We start from the raw sequence: 14,255 nt of genomic DNA on the forward strand, positions 1-14,255 counted from the left end.
GCAACTCTGACGCATGCGCGGCGTTGCCTACCGTGTTCTACCCATGCGCTTCGGCGAGCATTACCCCTACCCGCCGCGGGCGTGCCGGACCAGAATGTCCGAACGAGCATCGCCGCATTCCGGATGCGACGCAGGAGGAACTGCCATGAGACGCGTCTATTTTCTGTTGCCGACGGCGCAATGCGCGCGGTCGATCGTCGGCGAGCTGCTGTCGCTGCGAATCGAGTGGCGGCATATCCATTGCCTCGCGAATCACGATGTCTGGCGCGACGACTTGCCGGAAGCCACGCTGGTGCAACGCAGCGACCTGCTGCCGTCGCTCGCGCGTGGCACCGCGGTCGGCTCCGCGACCGGCATGCTGATGGGGCTGATTCTGCTGCTGGTCCAGCCCGCGGGGTTGCCGATCGGCGGCGGGATCGTCGTGGCGATCACGCTGTTCGGCGCGGCCTTCGGCGCATGGGTGGCGACGATGATCGGCATCGACATGCCGAGCACGCGCCTGAAGCGTTTCGAGGAGGGCATCGAGCATGGCGAGCTGCTGATGATGATCGACGTGCCGACCGACCGCGTTCACGAGATCGAAGACGCGATCAGGCTTCACCATACGGATGCGCATCTGCAGGGAGAGGATCCGACTGTCCCGGCATTTCCATGAGTGGCGGGGCGGCCGAACGCCGGCCGCGACAGCGCTGCACGTTGCCGGACGCCATCGCTTCATGGCGCCCGGCAGCGCGCCGTGCGCACGCTGCCGGGAGCGTTGCCGCGCGCAGGCTGCCGCGGGTCGCGCGTGTTTCAGCGTTTTTCCGCGTTTTTCAATTCGCGGCGAGCAGCCGCTTGTAGCGCGCGAGCACGCGCGGCACGTACTCGCGCGTCTGCGGCATCGCCGGGATGCGATACCCGGCCCGAATCACGGCATTCTCTCCGGCGTTGTACGCAGCGAGCGTGAGTTCGACGTTTTCCTTGAACAGGTTGAGCAGGAAGCGCAGATACCGTGCGCCGGTCAGCACGTTGTTGCGCGGATCGAACATGTCGCCGCCCGAGAAGCGCCGGGCCGTTTCCGGCATCAGTTGCATGAGCCCGAGCGCGCCTTTGTCCGATACCGCCTTCGGGTTGTATCCCGATTCGACGTCGATCACGGCGCGCAGGAGTTCGGGCGGAACGTTGAACGACCGGCTCGCTTCGGCGATTACGTCCTCGAACGACGACGCGACGACGTGTTTCGGCGCGACACGCTTCGTCGTGGATGCGGCCGGCCTGGCGGCAGGCCTCGCGGCCGCGACGATCACTTTCAGATTGACCGTGGTGGGCACGTTGGTCAGGACGATGACGCCATTCTTCGCCACCATGCCGAATATCTGCGCGTGAGCGGCGCACGACCATGCCGAGCCGATTCCCGCGCATGCGGCGACGATGATGGTCTTTCGTAATCCGGACGAAGGTTGGCAGTGCATCTTTCAGGCCTCCTGCATCTGCATTTTCGTGGCCGGGTGTTCGCATCGACAATGGGGCATCCTCCTACAATTCGAGGCCGGCGGAGACGCTGCCGCGGTGGCGGTGCAAAACTGTTACACAAGGAATCGCCGGTAGGATCCGGTAATCCGGCGAAGTTGACGATCCTTACGCGGAACAGTTGTTTTCTGCTCGATGCGACCGTGGTTGCAGAAGAAATCATTTCCCGCGCGGCGAAAGCGATCGGATAGTCCCGCCATCCGTAGTCTTACGGATGCGACGCACCACCCCGAAACGATTCACGCCTGAAACATTCCCGTCGTCGCACGACGTTTCCGCAAATGCATGCCCGGCGCGGGCGCTCGCGCGCGGCGCGGTGGCGCGATCCTTGCTCGGACGAGGAGCGTGGCCAATCGCTCGCGAGGCAGGCCGCCAGACCGGACCGAGCAAATCATCAGAAACAGCGTCCGGCACCGTGCAACCGAGGCATCGATGTCCAACGGGGGTGCAAGCGCGGGAACACTTGGGGGAAGTCGTGAATACTAAATATCGCGTGATAATTGCAGAAGATCACGATCTGCTGAGAAACGGTCTCCGGTCGATGCTTTGCGCACAAGGCGATTACGAAGTCGTCGGCGAAGCGCGGGACGGCAAGGAGGCATGCCATCAGGCAATGACGCTCGCGCCGGACCTGATCCTGATGGATCTGTCGATGCGCGGGATGAACGGCATCGATGCGTGCGCGACGATCAAGCGTCGAACGCCGGCCGTCCGGATCGTCGCGCTCACGGTGCACCAGAGCGAAGAGTACGTGCGCGAGGCGCTGCGCGCGGGTGTCGACGGCTACGTGCTCAAGGACGTTTCGTTCGACGAATTGCTGCTCGCGATGCGCATGGTCATGCAGGGGAAGAAGCACCTGAGTGCCGACGTGTACGGCTACATGGTCGACTCGTTCGTCAGCGGTCGCGAAATGCCCGCGCCGAAAAAGGCCTGGGACATCCTGACCGCACGCGAACGCAGCGTACTGAAACTGATCGCGGAAGGACGCACCAACCGGCAGGTCGGTCAGTACCTGAACCTGAGCCCGAAGACGATCGAGAAGTATCGGGCGAGCATGATGCACAAGCTCCATCTCGCGAATCTGACGGAGCTGGTGCTCGTCGCGATGAACATGGGTCTGTTGACGACACTCGCGGCGAAATGCGCGGAGCCGAACGTGGACGAGGTGTCGACGCACGCAGTCGCCGACGGCGTGCAGGCGGCAGGCGCCGTCGCGCGGCTGGACGACTATCCGGCGGGAGGCGTGAAGGGCTGAGCGCGGCTGCTGCGCGTCAGAGCGGCCAGGTTGCCGAGACGCGCGTACCCGTCGCGGCGGACGACTGGATCGCAAACGTGCCGCCGTGCGCCTCGATGCGGTGCTGCATGCCGATCAGGCCGAGCCCCGCCGTGCGCGCGTCGTCCGTCGAAAGCGGGCGACGCTCGTAGCCGACGCCGTTGTCGTCGATCGTCAGCAGCAGGCTGGCCGCATCGTGTTGCAGGCTGAGCACGATCTCGGTGGCCTGTGCATGCTTGACGATGTTGTGGAGTGCCTCCTGCGCGACTCTGAACGCGTCGGCCTTCAGATGATCCGGTATGTCGTCGTCGTCGACGTCGCAATTGAACTCCACCGACAGCGGGTCCGCATCGCGCTCGATGCGCCGGCACAGCGAAGCGAGCGCGGCCGGCAGTCCGAGCTTGTCGAGTATCGGCGGCCTCAATTCGCCGCAGATCTGGCGGACTTCGCCGATCGTCTCGCGAATGCGCAACACGGCGTCGTCGAGCAGCGTCGTCGCGTCGGCGATGTCGCCGCGGCGAATGCGCATGAGCGCGTCCTCGTTCATCAGCTTGATGAGCGTCAGCGCCTGGCCGAGCCCGTCGTGCAATTCCGCGGCAAGCCGATGCCGTTCCTTCTGCTGGCCCATCAGGAGATAGGTGTTGCAGGCATGCACGCCCGCATCGTTCGCCGCGGCGCCGCGCCGTTCGGGCTCGGGCGTCGACGGTTCCTCGAACAGCGTCAGCGACAGGTGCGTGTCGGGAAGTGCCTGCTGATGTACGACGAATCGCGCGGGATGGCCGCTTCGCCCGCTGAGCATCGCAGTGAACGAATGATGCTGAAGGGCGACGCTCGTCGATAGCTCGCTCGCCAGCTCGGCGTGGGCGTTGTCGGGCGCCAGGTCGGACAGATGCCGGCCGACGAGTTCGGCGGCCGTATAGCCGAACAGCGCCGCGGCACTGCGATTGACCGATACGAAGGTGCCGTCGTCGGCGAGAATGGCGAGCGCCGCTCCACGCGCATCGGTGACGACAGCACTGCGGCGATCATCGGGACGCACCGCGCTGCGCAGCTTGCGCATCGCATCGATCAGATCGAGCAGCCTGATCCGTGGTCCTTCCGGCTGGCGTTCAGTCATGGTAGCTCCCGAAGCGCAGTTTTCAGGAAACCGTAAGGTTTCGGTCATTCTAGGACGCGACCGACTCGGCCCGCAACATGGGGATTTCGCGCGTACGTCTTGGGGAAATACCTTCCGTATGCAACGGGAAATCCCGCCAAGCGGGCATGTCCTACCGGCCTTTGGGGGGCGTCATCCCATGACGCTCGCGACCGGATTCATGACACTTCAGTGGCGGGGCACGGAATTGTCCGCTGCCTGGGCGCGTCTCAGGGAGGCTGGTATGAACAGGATCGGAAGATCGACGATGGGCGCACTCGTGGTCGCGGGCGTTGCGCTTGCCGCGACGCCCGCGTGGTGTGCGCCCGATGGCAGCGCGATCGAGAACGCCGGCAGTGCGGCCGCGGAAAACGCCGCCGCGAACACGAGCGTCATGGAGAATGCCGCGCCGGATGCCGTCGAGAGCATGACGGGAATGACCATGCAGAACGGTGGCGAAGATTCCGTCGGAAACGCCGCCGACAGCGCGGTGACGCACGCCGCGGAGCACGCGATGGAGCCGGCCGCGGAACACGCGATGGAACCCGCCACCGAGCCCGCGATGCAGCCCGCCGCGGAGCAGGCGATGGAGCCCGCCACCGAACCCGCGATGCAGCCCGCCGCAGGGCACGCGATGGAGTCCGCAACCGAACCCGCGATGCAGCCCGCCGCGGAGCAAGCGACGGAGCCCGCAACTGAGCCCATGACGCAGCCCGCCGCGGCGCCCGCCAACGATAGCCCCGCCGCGCCCGCACCGGCCGCACCCGCCGCAAAACCGGCGGACAAGGCCGCCTCGCAGATGACCGACGGCGCGACCGAAGCCGCCGGCATGCACATGCATCACGCCGTGATGCCGGGCACCGTGCACACGATGGTCCAGTATGCCGAGCCGTCGGTCCAGCTCGTGCGCGACGACGGCCGGACCGTCTCGCTGGTCAAGGAACTGGACGACGGCCGGCCGGTGATCCTGACCTTCATCTACACCAGTTGCACGACCATCTGCCCGATGATCAGCCAGACGCTCGAGCAGCTGCAGGGCGAACTCGGCGCCGATCGCGACAAGGTGCACATCATGTCGATCTCGATCGATCCGGAGGCGGACACGCCCGAACGGCTCAGGACCTACGCGGCACGCTTCGAAGCCGGCCCCGAATGGCAGCACTACACCGGTACCGTCGATGCGAGCGTCGCCGCGCAACGCGCGTTCAACGTGTATCGCGGCGACAAGATGAACCACACGCCGGTGACGTTCGTGCGGGCCGCGCCGGGCCAGCCGTGGCTGCGTATCGACGGCTTCGCGACGCCGACCGAGCTGCTCGCGGCCTATCGCGATGTCGTTGCGTCCAACTAGGTATCGCGTCTCTGAAAGGAGCGTCGAAATTGGACAACAAGCACCGTGTGCTGATCGTCGAGGATCAGCATCTGTTGCGGGTCGGCCTGAGTCACCTGGTTTCCGAGCTGGCCGACTACTGCATCGTCGGCGCGGCGAGCGGCGGGGTCGAGGCCTGCCGTCTCGCCGAGAAGACGCGGCCCGACCTGATCCTGATGGATCTGTCCATGCCGGGCGGCAGCGGCTTCGAAGCGATCGCGACGATCAAGCGCGACGTGCCGCATGCGCGGATCATCGTCCTCACGGTTCATCGCAGCGAAGACAACGTCAGGGAAGCGTTTGCCGCCGGCGCGGACGGCTACGTGGTCAAGGATTCGCCGTTCGCCGACCTGGTGCGCGAGATGCGCTTCGTGATGCAGGGCAAGTGCGTGGTCAGCCTCGACGCCTATCGCGCCCGCGCCGGCCTGCACGGGCTGCACGACGCGAACGCGCACCGGGCGCGATTGTGGAATGCGCTGACGAATCGCGAGCGCACGGTGTTGCGCCTCGTCGTCGAGGGGCACACGAGCCGGCAGGTCGGCGAGTGCCTGAAGGTCAGCCCGAAAACGGTGGACAAGCACCGCGCCAATCTCATGCGCAAGCTCGGCGTCGTGAACCTGACCGGCCTCGTTCACTTCGCGATCGACGTCGGCGTGCTCGCGCTGAACGACGACGACCGTGTGTAAATCCCCTCCATTCGGGCAGGGCCCAACAGGGGGGGATTTACCCATGGGGATGGACGGCACTCCCTACTTCTGACCCGTACCGACGTGAACAAGAATGCAATCAACGGCATCGGCGGCGCCGGTGCCGCGGGTCGATACAGGGAGGCAGCCGTGAGCCACGAATCGTTCTCGATCCCGGCCGGCGCGCCGGGCCGGCGGCAGCGTGACGCACGACGCGTGTGCCGCGCGTGTGCGAGTCGCGGCTTCACACTGCTCGAGCTGCTCGTCGTGATGGTCATCATCGGATTGCTGGCAGGGCTCGTGGCGCCACGGTATTTCGAACAGGTCGGCAAGTCCAACGTCAAGATCGCGCGTGCGCAGATCGTGTCGCTCGGCCAGGCGCTGGATCAATACCGGCTCGACGTCGGTACCTATCCGACGACCGAGGAGGGGCTGGATGCGCTCGTGAACAAGCCGCAAAGCGCATCGCGGTGGAGCGGTCCCTATCTGCAGAAGGCCGTCCCGGTGGATCCGTGGGACCGGCCCTATCAGTATCGTTCACCGGGCGAGCACGGCGACTACGACCTGTTCTCGCTCGGCAAGGACGGACGCGGCGGCGGTACCGGCGAGAACGTGACGATCTCGTCGTGGTAGGGGCGCATGGCCGCGGTCGCGGCGCGCGTCGTGAGCAGCTCGCAAGGAGGCTCGACGTGAAATTCGTGCTGCATGTATTCGATACGAGCGGCTCGGTACAGACGCTTCGCATCGACAGCGATTCGCCGGCGAACGCGGCCTCGCTCGCGCGTGCGCGCGGCCTTCGCGTCGTATCGGTCAGCACGGACGCCGGGCGGCAGCGGCGCGGCGCGAACCGGCTCGGCATGCCGCGTGCGCGGTTCGACGTCGACATGTTCGCGCGCGAACTGGCGGCGCTGCTCGATGCGGGTGTCGGCCTCGTCGACGCGTTGCGCACGCTCGGCGGCAACGCGCGGCGCGAGGCGTCCGCACAGGTGTGCCGCGATCTGCTGCGGCAGCTCGAGGAAGGGCAGTCGTTGTCGGCGGCGCTTGAGCACGCGAGCCCGATCTTTCCGCCGGTGCTGGTGGCGTGCGTGAAGGCGAGCGAGCAGACCGGCGGCCTGGCCGACAGCCTGACGCGCTATTCGCTCAACAGCGCGACGCTGCGCGAGTTGCGCGCGCGGGTCGTGTCGGCGGCGATCTACCCGACGGTGCTGCTGTTCGTCGGTGCGGCCGTCGTGCTGTTCCTGCTCGGCTTCGTGGTGCCGCGCTTCGCGACGCTGCTCGAACACAGCGGCCGCGAGCTGCCGCTGATGTCGCGGCTGCTGATGGCGTGGGGCGGCATGGTGCACGCGCACGGCACCGAGCTGGCCGGCGGTCTCGCGGTGCTGGCGGTGGCCGCCGGTGTCGCGCTGCGGCGGCCGGCATTGCGCATCTGGCTCGCGGACCGGCTGCTGGCGCTGCCCGGCATCGGGCAACACTTCCGCGTGTTTCGCCAGTCGCAGTTCTATCGCACGACGGCGATGCTGGTCGACGGCGGCATTCCCGCCATTCGCGCGTTCGATCTCGCACGCGGCCTCGTCGGCCGCGCGGACCAGGCTGCGCTGGCGCACGCGCTGCAGCAGGTCCGCAACGGCGCGAAGATGTCCGACGCGTTCCAGCAGGCCGGTCTCGCGAATGCGATCGGCTACCGCCTGCTGACGGTGGCCGAGAAGACCGGCGGGCTCGGGCCCGTCCTCGACCGGATCGCCGCGTTTCAGGAAGCGCAGGTGTCGCGCACGATCGACCTGATTTCGCGGCTGATCGAACCCATGATGATGATCGTGATCGGCGTGGTGATCGGCGGCATCGTCGTGTTGATGTACATGCCGATCTTCGAGATCGCGTCGAGCATTCAGTAGGCCGTTCTGGAGACGCGCGTGGACACCCTCACATCCTCCCCCGGCAACCCGCCCGACGCGGACGCCGAACTGCGCGACCTGCTGCGCACGCTCGGCGAACGGCACGGTTCGGGCCTGCGCGCGCTCGAGGCATTGACGGCGCAGACGGCGCTGGGTGCGGACGAGATGCGCGAGCGGCTCGCGGCGCAATTCCGGATGAAGCCGATCGGCATGCGGGAATTGAATCGCCTGGAGCCGGACTTCGAGCTGGTGCCGTTCGTCGAGGCAACGGCGCGCCTGTGCGTGTGCCTGCGCGATCCCGACGGCGGCGCGCTGCTGTTCGCGATCGCCGATCCGCTCGATGCCCGCACGCGCGGCTGGATCGAGCACCGGATGCGTGCGCACCCGGCGCTGCCGTACGGATGGGCGCTCGCGAGCGCGGGCGACCTGGGCGCCTATCTCGCCGTGCGCGAGAAGGACATCCGCGCGATGGATTCGCTCGCGTTCGACGATCCGATCCAGAGTACGCCCGATCCGGCGTCGCTCGCGTTGACGCTGCAGGGCATCAGCAGCGACGACAGCCCGGTGGTGCGCCTGCTCAATTCGACGATCTACGACGCGCTCAAGATGCTGGCGAGCGACATCCACCTCGAATGCCGGGCGAACGGCCTGATGATCAAGTGCCGGGTCGATGGCGTGCTGACGGTGGTGGGGCGCGTCGAGGGCCGCGACGTCGCGGACCAGGTGCTGTCGCGCGTGAAGGTGATCTCCGAGCTCGATATCGCTGAGCGCCGCATTCCGCAGGACGGGCGCTTCAAGGCGATGTACGCCGGACGCGAGATCGATTTTCGCGTATCGATCATGCCGAACCAGTTCGGCGAGGACGCGGTGTTGCGGATTCTCGACCGCTACCAGCTGTCCCAGGCGTCGGGCGGCCTGACGCTCGAGGCGCTCGGATTCCAGCCCGCCGACACGCGCTTCATGCGGTCGGTCGCGTCGATGCCGTACGGCATGCTGCTCGTCACGGGCCCCACCGGAAGCGGCAAGACCACGACGCTTTATGCAATCCTCACCGAAATCAACAACGGGCTCGAGAAGATCGTGACGATCGAGGATCCGGTCGAATACCAGCTCGGCGAGATCCTGCAGATACCGGTCAACGAGGCGAAGGGCCTGACGTTCGCGCGCGGCTTGCGGTCGATCCTGCGGCACGATCCGGACAAGATCATGGTCGGCGAAATCCGCGATCCCGAAACCGCGCAGATCGCCGTGCAGGCCGCGCTGACCGGCCACCAGGTGTTCACCACCGTGCATGCGAACAACGTGTTCGACGTGATCGGCCGTTTCACGAACATGGAGGTCGATCCGTACAGCTTCGTATCGGCGCTGAACGGCGTGATCGCGCAGCGGCTGCTGCGCCAGTGCTGTCCGGACTGCCTGGACGAGGACACGGTCGACGCGGATGCGCTCGCCCGCTCGGGCATCGACCCCGACACGGCCGGAAGCTACCTGTTTCGCCGCGGTACCGGGTGCGCGATGTGCCGCGGCAGCGGCTATCGCGGCCGGCGCGCGATCGCGGAGGCGCTGCGCATGAACGACGAGCTGCGGCAACTGCTGTCGGAGCGCGCGCCGCTCGGGCACATCAAGGCCGCCGCGCTGCGCTACGGCATGACGACGTTGCGCGCATCGGCGATCGACCTGGTGAGGCGCGGCGAAACGACGCTCGAGGAGATCAATCGTGTCACCATGGTCGAATGATCGGCTCGCGATCGGCGTCGGCACGCGCGAGATCGTCGCCGGCATCCGCCCGCGCGCACTGTGGCGGCCGGGCCGGCGCGGGTTCGCCGCCGATCCGCTCAGCGTCGTCATCCCCGACGACCGGTTCGGGAGCGAGACGGGGGTGCTCGACGCGCTGGGTGCCGCGCTGGCCGCGACGGCCACGACGGCCGGCAGCGACGGCAACGCGAAGCGGCCGCCCGTGCGCGGCGCGCACATCGTGCTCGACGATTTCTGGTGTTGCCATGCGATCCTGCGTGGCGACTTCCGCGCGCTGCACGCGCGCGAGCTCGAGGACATCGCGCTCGCGCATTTCTCCGACACCTACGGGGTCGCCGCCGAGTCGCTGGTCACGCGCTTCGACGTGCGGCGCGGCGGCCGTGTGCTCTTTGCCAGCGCGCTGCCGCGCACGCTGTACGACGGCATCCTCGGGACGGGCGCAGCCGGCGGCGTCCGCATCCGCTGCCTGCGCGCGGGGCTTCCGGAGACGCTCGATCGGGTCGCGGTGAAGCCGGACGGCGACGCGATGCTGCTCGTCGTCGGCGAGGCGTTGCTGCAGGCGGTCATGATCGAGCGCGGCGAGTGGACCGCGTACGACGCGCAGCGCCTCTTTCCGGGCGAGTCCGGCGATGCGTCGAGGCTTGCCGAACTCGCCGAGCAGCTGTTCGAGCGCTCGGCGACGCGCACGGGCCTGACGCGCGACGACTGCAAGGTTTATCTGTGCGGCGTCGACACGGATGCCGCGCCGTTCGAGGCGCGTTTTGCCGCGGCCGTGCTGCCGGGCCGCGCGGCGCTCGACGGTTCGCCTGCGCGCCGGTTGCTGGAGTACGCATCATGAGCCGCACGCTCGACATCGATTTTTGCCGGCGCCGCGCCCGTATCGGCGTAAGCGGCGCGATCCTGCTCGGCGTCGCCGCGCTGCTGTGGGGCGCGTGCGCCGTCCGGCTCTGGCACGCGTATGCGGAGAACGATCGCATCCGGGACGCGCTGGCGCTCGTCCAGCATCGCACGTTCGCGCAGCAGCACGTCGTGAAGCCGCCGCCGAGCGCGGCCGCGCGGCTCGCGGAAAAGCAGAGCCAGGCCGTGCTGCGCGAACTGACCGTGCCATGGCAGACGCTCTTCTCGGTCGTCGAAGACTATCCGGGCCATGACGTCGCACTGATCGGCATCGACCAGAACCCGGCACAGGGCCAGATTCGCATCACGGCCGAAGCGAAGGACCCGGACGCGATGATCGCGTACCTGAAGTACTTGCAGACGAGCGACGTGCTGCGCGAGGCGACGCTCAACGGCCACCTCGTCGAGGAGAACGTGGCGGGCAAGCCGGTGCGTTTCCAGATCACGGCCGTCTGGAGGAAATCATGAAAGCCGATCGTTTCGCGGACCGCCTGCTCACGCTTCGGTTCGCGTGGCGCCGTGCATTCGGCCTGCCGGGGCTCGCCGGGATCCTGATGCTCGGTGCCGCGGGCATCACGTATGCGGCGCTCGCCGGCGTGGAGGCCGACACGCGCGCGATGCAGGCGCCGGCAGGCGTCGTGCGCGCCGCACGCGGTCATCGTCCGGCCGACGTGCGCGGCACGGCGGCGGACGCGACGACGCTCGACACGTTGCCTGCGCTCTTTCCGCGCTTTTCGCAAAGCGCGGACGACATCGCGTCGATCTTCGAGCAGGCGCGCGACAGCCATCTGGCGCTCGGCTCCGCCGAGTACCAGATGACGACCGAGTCGGGGGCGCGCTTCACGCGCTACCAGGTGCTGCTGCCCGTGAAAGATCAGTACGGCGCGATCCGGCATTTTCTCGCGTCGGTGCTCAACCACGTGCCGAACGCGGCGCTGCAGGAAATCCACGTCGAGCGTCCGGCGGTGGGCAGCAGCATTCTCGACGCGCGGGTTCGTTTCGAACTCGTCTATCGGAGCGCCCAGCCATGATCTCCGCCGTCATGAAACCCGCTTCGCGCAATCGACTCGTGCTCGTGCTGGGCTGCCTCGTCGTCGCCGGTACCGGATATCGCGTACTGGTGGCGGCGATGCAGCAGCCGGCACCGGCCGCTGCAAGCGGCATCGTCCATCGCGACGGTGCGCGCGTGGCGCCCGCGCCGGCACGCGCACGCGCAGGCCTTGCGGCGGCCTCGCATGCCGCGGCGCCTGCGCCCGCGTCGTTGCCCGCGGCGCATGACGTACCCGCGCCGCATGACGCGGCGGCGACCGCGCGGGAACAGCTCGCCGCATTGCGTGCGCCCGTGTCGGTCGAAGCCGCGCACGATCCCTTCACGGCGTCGTCATGGCTGCCGCCGCCGCCCGTCGAGCCGCCGCCGCCCGAAGCGCGTCCGGCGCCGCCGACCGCGCCGCCGGTGCCATTCATCTATCTCGGCCAGCAGGATGCCAAGTCGGCGAAGCCGCAAGTGTTTCTCGGCAACGGAGACCAGTTGCTGATCGTTTCGCCGGGCGATGTGATCGACAGCCAGTATCGCGTCGAGTCGGTGTCCGAGTCGAACGTGGTGCTCACCTATCTGCCGCTGAACCAGATCCAGATGGTGCCCATTTCAGTGGAAGGAAAGTAAATGGAAACCGCACTGACACGGGATGTGCGCCGCAACGGGGACGGCGGCCCGTCGACACGCCTTTGCTCCGTCACCCCGGCCGATGCGCGACCCGCACCGGCGGCGCGCTGCGCGACGCAACGCGCGCTGGCGATCGCCGTGGCGCTGCTCGCATGCGGCGGCTGCGCGCATGTGCCGAACCTTCAGGACGATCCGACCAACGCGCAGGTGAAGATCGACGCCGTGCACGAGCGCAACGACGCGGTCGGCCAGCTGCTCGACAACGCGGACACGTTTCGCCAGCAGAACGAATTCGACGACGCGGCGCGCTCCGTCTACATGGCGAAGCAGCTCGATCCGACCAGCGAGCGCGCGCGCCGGATCGGCACGATGATCGACCAGGACCGCAAGCATCTCGCGATCCTGCAGGAAGCGGACCGCATGATGAAGCGCGGTTCGTACGCACAGGCCGCCGAACGCGTGCATCGCGTGCTGGTCGAGGATCCGGCCAATGCGATGGCGATGCGGATGCAGGCGGAACTCGACGAAAAGCGCCGCCAGCAGCACGCGGAGCGCGACGACAAGCTCGCGGCGTCGTCGATCATGCGCACGCCGGTGTCGCTGCAGTTCCGCGACGCGAACGTGCGGATGGTGTTCGAGGCCCTGTCGCGGACGTCCGGGCTGAACGTCATTTTCGATCGCGACGTGCGCGCCGACCTGAAGACGACGATCTTCGTGCAGAACGCGTCGCTGCAGGACACGGTCGACATGATCCTGTTGCAGAACCAGCTCGACAAGAAGCAGATGAATGCGAACACGCTGTTCATCTACCCGGCGACGCCGGCCAAGGAGCTCGAGTACCAGGAGCTCAAGGTGCGCACGTTCCAGCTGTCGAACGTCGATGCGAAGCAGATCCAGTCGCTGCTGAAGAGCCTGCTGAAGGTGAAGGAGGCCGTGATCGACGAGCGCGCGAACACGGTGACGATCCGCGGCACGCCGGACACGATCAAGGTCGCCGAGGAAATGATCACCGCCCAGGACTTGCCGGAGCCGGAGGTGATGCTCGAGGTCGAGGTGCTGGAGGTATCGCACGACCGGATGTCGCAACTGGGCATCAACTGGCCCAACTCGTTTACGGTGTCGACGCCGAGCTCGGCCAATACCTGGGGCGTGCTGCACCATCTGCCGGCCAATGCGCTGAGCGTCAGCGGCCTGTCGGCCACCGCGGACTTCAAGCTGACCGATACCGACGCGAACCTGCTCGCGAGCCCGCGCATCCGCGCGCGCAACAAGGAGAAGGCGCGCATCATGATCGGCGACAAGGTGCCGGTGATTTCGAGTTCGAGCACGCCGAGCACCAGCGGGCCGTCATTTACGCAGATGATCCAGTACCTCGACGTGGGCATCAAGCTCGAGGTCGAGCCGCAGGTTTATCGCGACGGCGACGTCGGCATCAAGCTGAATCTCGAAGTCAGCAACATCACCAACACGATCTCGAGCGGCAACTCGCAGGGGCTGAGTTCGCTCGCATATCAGATCGGCACGCGCAGTGCGTCCACCAGCCTGCGGCTTCGGGACGGCGAAACGCAGATCATGGGCGGCCTGATCTCGGACGAGGACCGCCGCAACGCGAACAAGGTGCCGGGCCTTGGCCAGTTGCCGGTGCTCGGCCGCCTGTTCTCGGATCACGGCGGCGATCACAAGAAGACCGAGATCGTGCTGCAGATCACGCCGCATATCGTCCGGCCGCAGGTTGCGGCGGATGCGGACACGCAGGAAGTGTGGTCGGGCACCGACGTCAACGTGCACGCCGACCAGCTGCGACTCGACCCGGTGGCGCTGAATGCGGAGGCGCCCGCGGCGACGGATGCGAAGGCGCCGGCGGCGCCGGACGCGAAGGCACCCGCAGCGCCGGAGGCGAAGGTCGTTCCGGGCAGCGTGGGCGGCGGGACATCGGGTGGCGCGGCGCCGTCGCCGCTGGAGGCCGCGGCGAACCGTGCGCAGCCATCGCCGCAGAGCGGCGCGTTCGGGCAGCTGCCGGCCGCACCGCGCACGACGCCGCCGCCCGACCCGTACGGCGGGCGGTTCGCGCGGCCA

The 14,255-nt window shown here is 67.4% G+C and carries 14 protein-coding genes; 12 read left to right on the forward strand and 2 right to left on the reverse strand.

The genetic code is table 11. The annotated features are described in order from the left end of the window. Nucleotides 1–145 precede the first annotated feature (145 nt). Nucleotides 146–655 carry a DUF1269 domain-containing protein gene (locus NQV17_RS37025; RefSeq protein ID WP_257776040.1) on the forward strand — a complete coding sequence of 170 codons (510 nt, stop codon included), beginning with the start codon at nucleotides 146–148 and terminating at the stop codon, nucleotides 653–655. A 157-nt stretch (nucleotides 656–812) separates the two neighbouring features. Here NQV17_RS37025 and NQV17_RS37030 read toward each other — a convergent pair whose 3' ends face one another. After that, complete coding sequence (locus NQV17_RS37030) at nucleotides 813–1,451, reverse strand: lytic transglycosylase domain-containing protein (protein ID WP_257776041.1); 639 nt, start codon at nucleotides 1,449–1,451, stop codon at nucleotides 813–815. A gap of 533 nt (nucleotides 1,452–1,984) precedes the next feature. Between NQV17_RS37030 and NQV17_RS37035 the strand changes: the two genes are divergently transcribed. Then, the gene (locus NQV17_RS37035) at nucleotides 1,985–2,764 is read left to right on the forward strand and encodes a response regulator transcription factor (RefSeq protein ID WP_257776042.1); all 780 of its coding nucleotides are present in this window, start codon (nucleotides 1,985–1,987) and stop codon (nucleotides 2,762–2,764) included. A gap of 16 nt (nucleotides 2,765–2,780) precedes the next feature. Here the strand turns inward: NQV17_RS37035 and NQV17_RS37040 are convergent, their stop codons facing one another. Beyond that, nucleotides 2,781–3,899 (reverse strand): histidine kinase, encoded by a 1,119-nt coding sequence (locus NQV17_RS37040; protein WP_257776043.1) that lies wholly within the window; start codon nucleotides 3,897–3,899, stop codon nucleotides 2,781–2,783. Between the two features lie 721 nt (nucleotides 3,900–4,620). Between NQV17_RS37040 and NQV17_RS37045 the strand changes: the two genes are divergently transcribed. From NQV17_RS37045 to NQV17_RS37090, 10 genes are all read left to right on the forward strand, one after another. Then, a complete protein-coding gene (locus NQV17_RS37045) occupies nucleotides 4,621–5,268 on the forward strand; it encodes an SCO family protein (RefSeq protein WP_374692802.1) in 648 nt (215 codons plus the stop codon). A 29-nt stretch (nucleotides 5,269–5,297) separates the two neighbouring features. Beyond that, nucleotides 5,298–5,972, forward strand: coding sequence for a response regulator transcription factor (locus NQV17_RS37050; RefSeq protein ID WP_124571829.1), 675 nt, complete (start codon nucleotides 5,298–5,300; stop codon nucleotides 5,970–5,972). A gap of 216 nt (nucleotides 5,973–6,188) precedes the next feature. Further along, nucleotides 6,189–6,605, forward strand: a complete 417-nt coding sequence (gspG, locus tag NQV17_RS37055; protein WP_257776050.1) for a type II secretion system major pseudopilin GspG — start codon at nucleotides 6,189–6,191, stop codon at nucleotides 6,603–6,605. Between the two features lie 56 nt (nucleotides 6,606–6,661). Then, nucleotides 6,662–7,864 carry a type II secretion system F family protein gene (locus NQV17_RS37060; protein ID WP_257776044.1) on the forward strand — a complete coding sequence of 401 codons (1,203 nt, stop codon included), beginning with the start codon at nucleotides 6,662–6,664 and terminating at the stop codon, nucleotides 7,862–7,864. An 18-nt stretch (nucleotides 7,865–7,882) separates the two neighbouring features. Then, nucleotides 7,883–9,601: a GspE/PulE family protein gene (locus NQV17_RS37065; RefSeq protein ID WP_257776045.1), complete on the forward strand. Its 1,719-nt coding sequence runs from the start codon at nucleotides 7,883–7,885 to the stop codon at nucleotides 9,599–9,601. Next, entirely contained in the window at nucleotides 9,582–10,457 is an 876-nt protein-coding gene (locus NQV17_RS37070; protein ID WP_257776046.1) for a hypothetical protein, read from the forward strand. Before NQV17_RS37065 ends, NQV17_RS37070 begins: the two co-directional genes overlap by 20 nt. Continuing rightward, the gene (locus NQV17_RS37075; protein ID WP_257776047.1) at nucleotides 10,454–10,984 is read left to right on the forward strand and encodes a hypothetical protein; all 531 of its coding nucleotides are present in this window, start codon (nucleotides 10,454–10,456) and stop codon (nucleotides 10,982–10,984) included. Before NQV17_RS37070 ends, NQV17_RS37075 begins: the two co-directional genes overlap by 4 nt. Then, on the forward strand, nucleotides 10,981–11,547 hold the full coding sequence (locus NQV17_RS37080) for a hypothetical protein (RefSeq protein ID WP_124487511.1): 567 nt from the start codon (nucleotides 10,981–10,983) through the stop codon (nucleotides 11,545–11,547). Before NQV17_RS37075 ends, NQV17_RS37080 begins: the two co-directional genes overlap by 4 nt. Then, nucleotides 11,544–12,179 (forward strand): hypothetical protein, encoded by a 636-nt coding sequence (locus NQV17_RS37085; RefSeq protein WP_257776048.1) that lies wholly within the window; start codon nucleotides 11,544–11,546, stop codon nucleotides 12,177–12,179. The genes NQV17_RS37080 and NQV17_RS37085 overlap by 4 nt, the downstream gene beginning before the upstream one ends. Continuing rightward, on the forward strand, nucleotides 12,180–14,255 hold a 2,076-nt coding region (locus NQV17_RS37090), incomplete at its 3' end, for a type IV pilus secretin PilQ (protein ID WP_257776049.1).

Origin of the sequence: Burkholderia sp. SCN-KJ (assembly GCF_024656005.1) — a bacterium.
GTDB lineage: Bacteria > Pseudomonadota > Gammaproteobacteria > Burkholderiales > Burkholderiaceae > Burkholderia.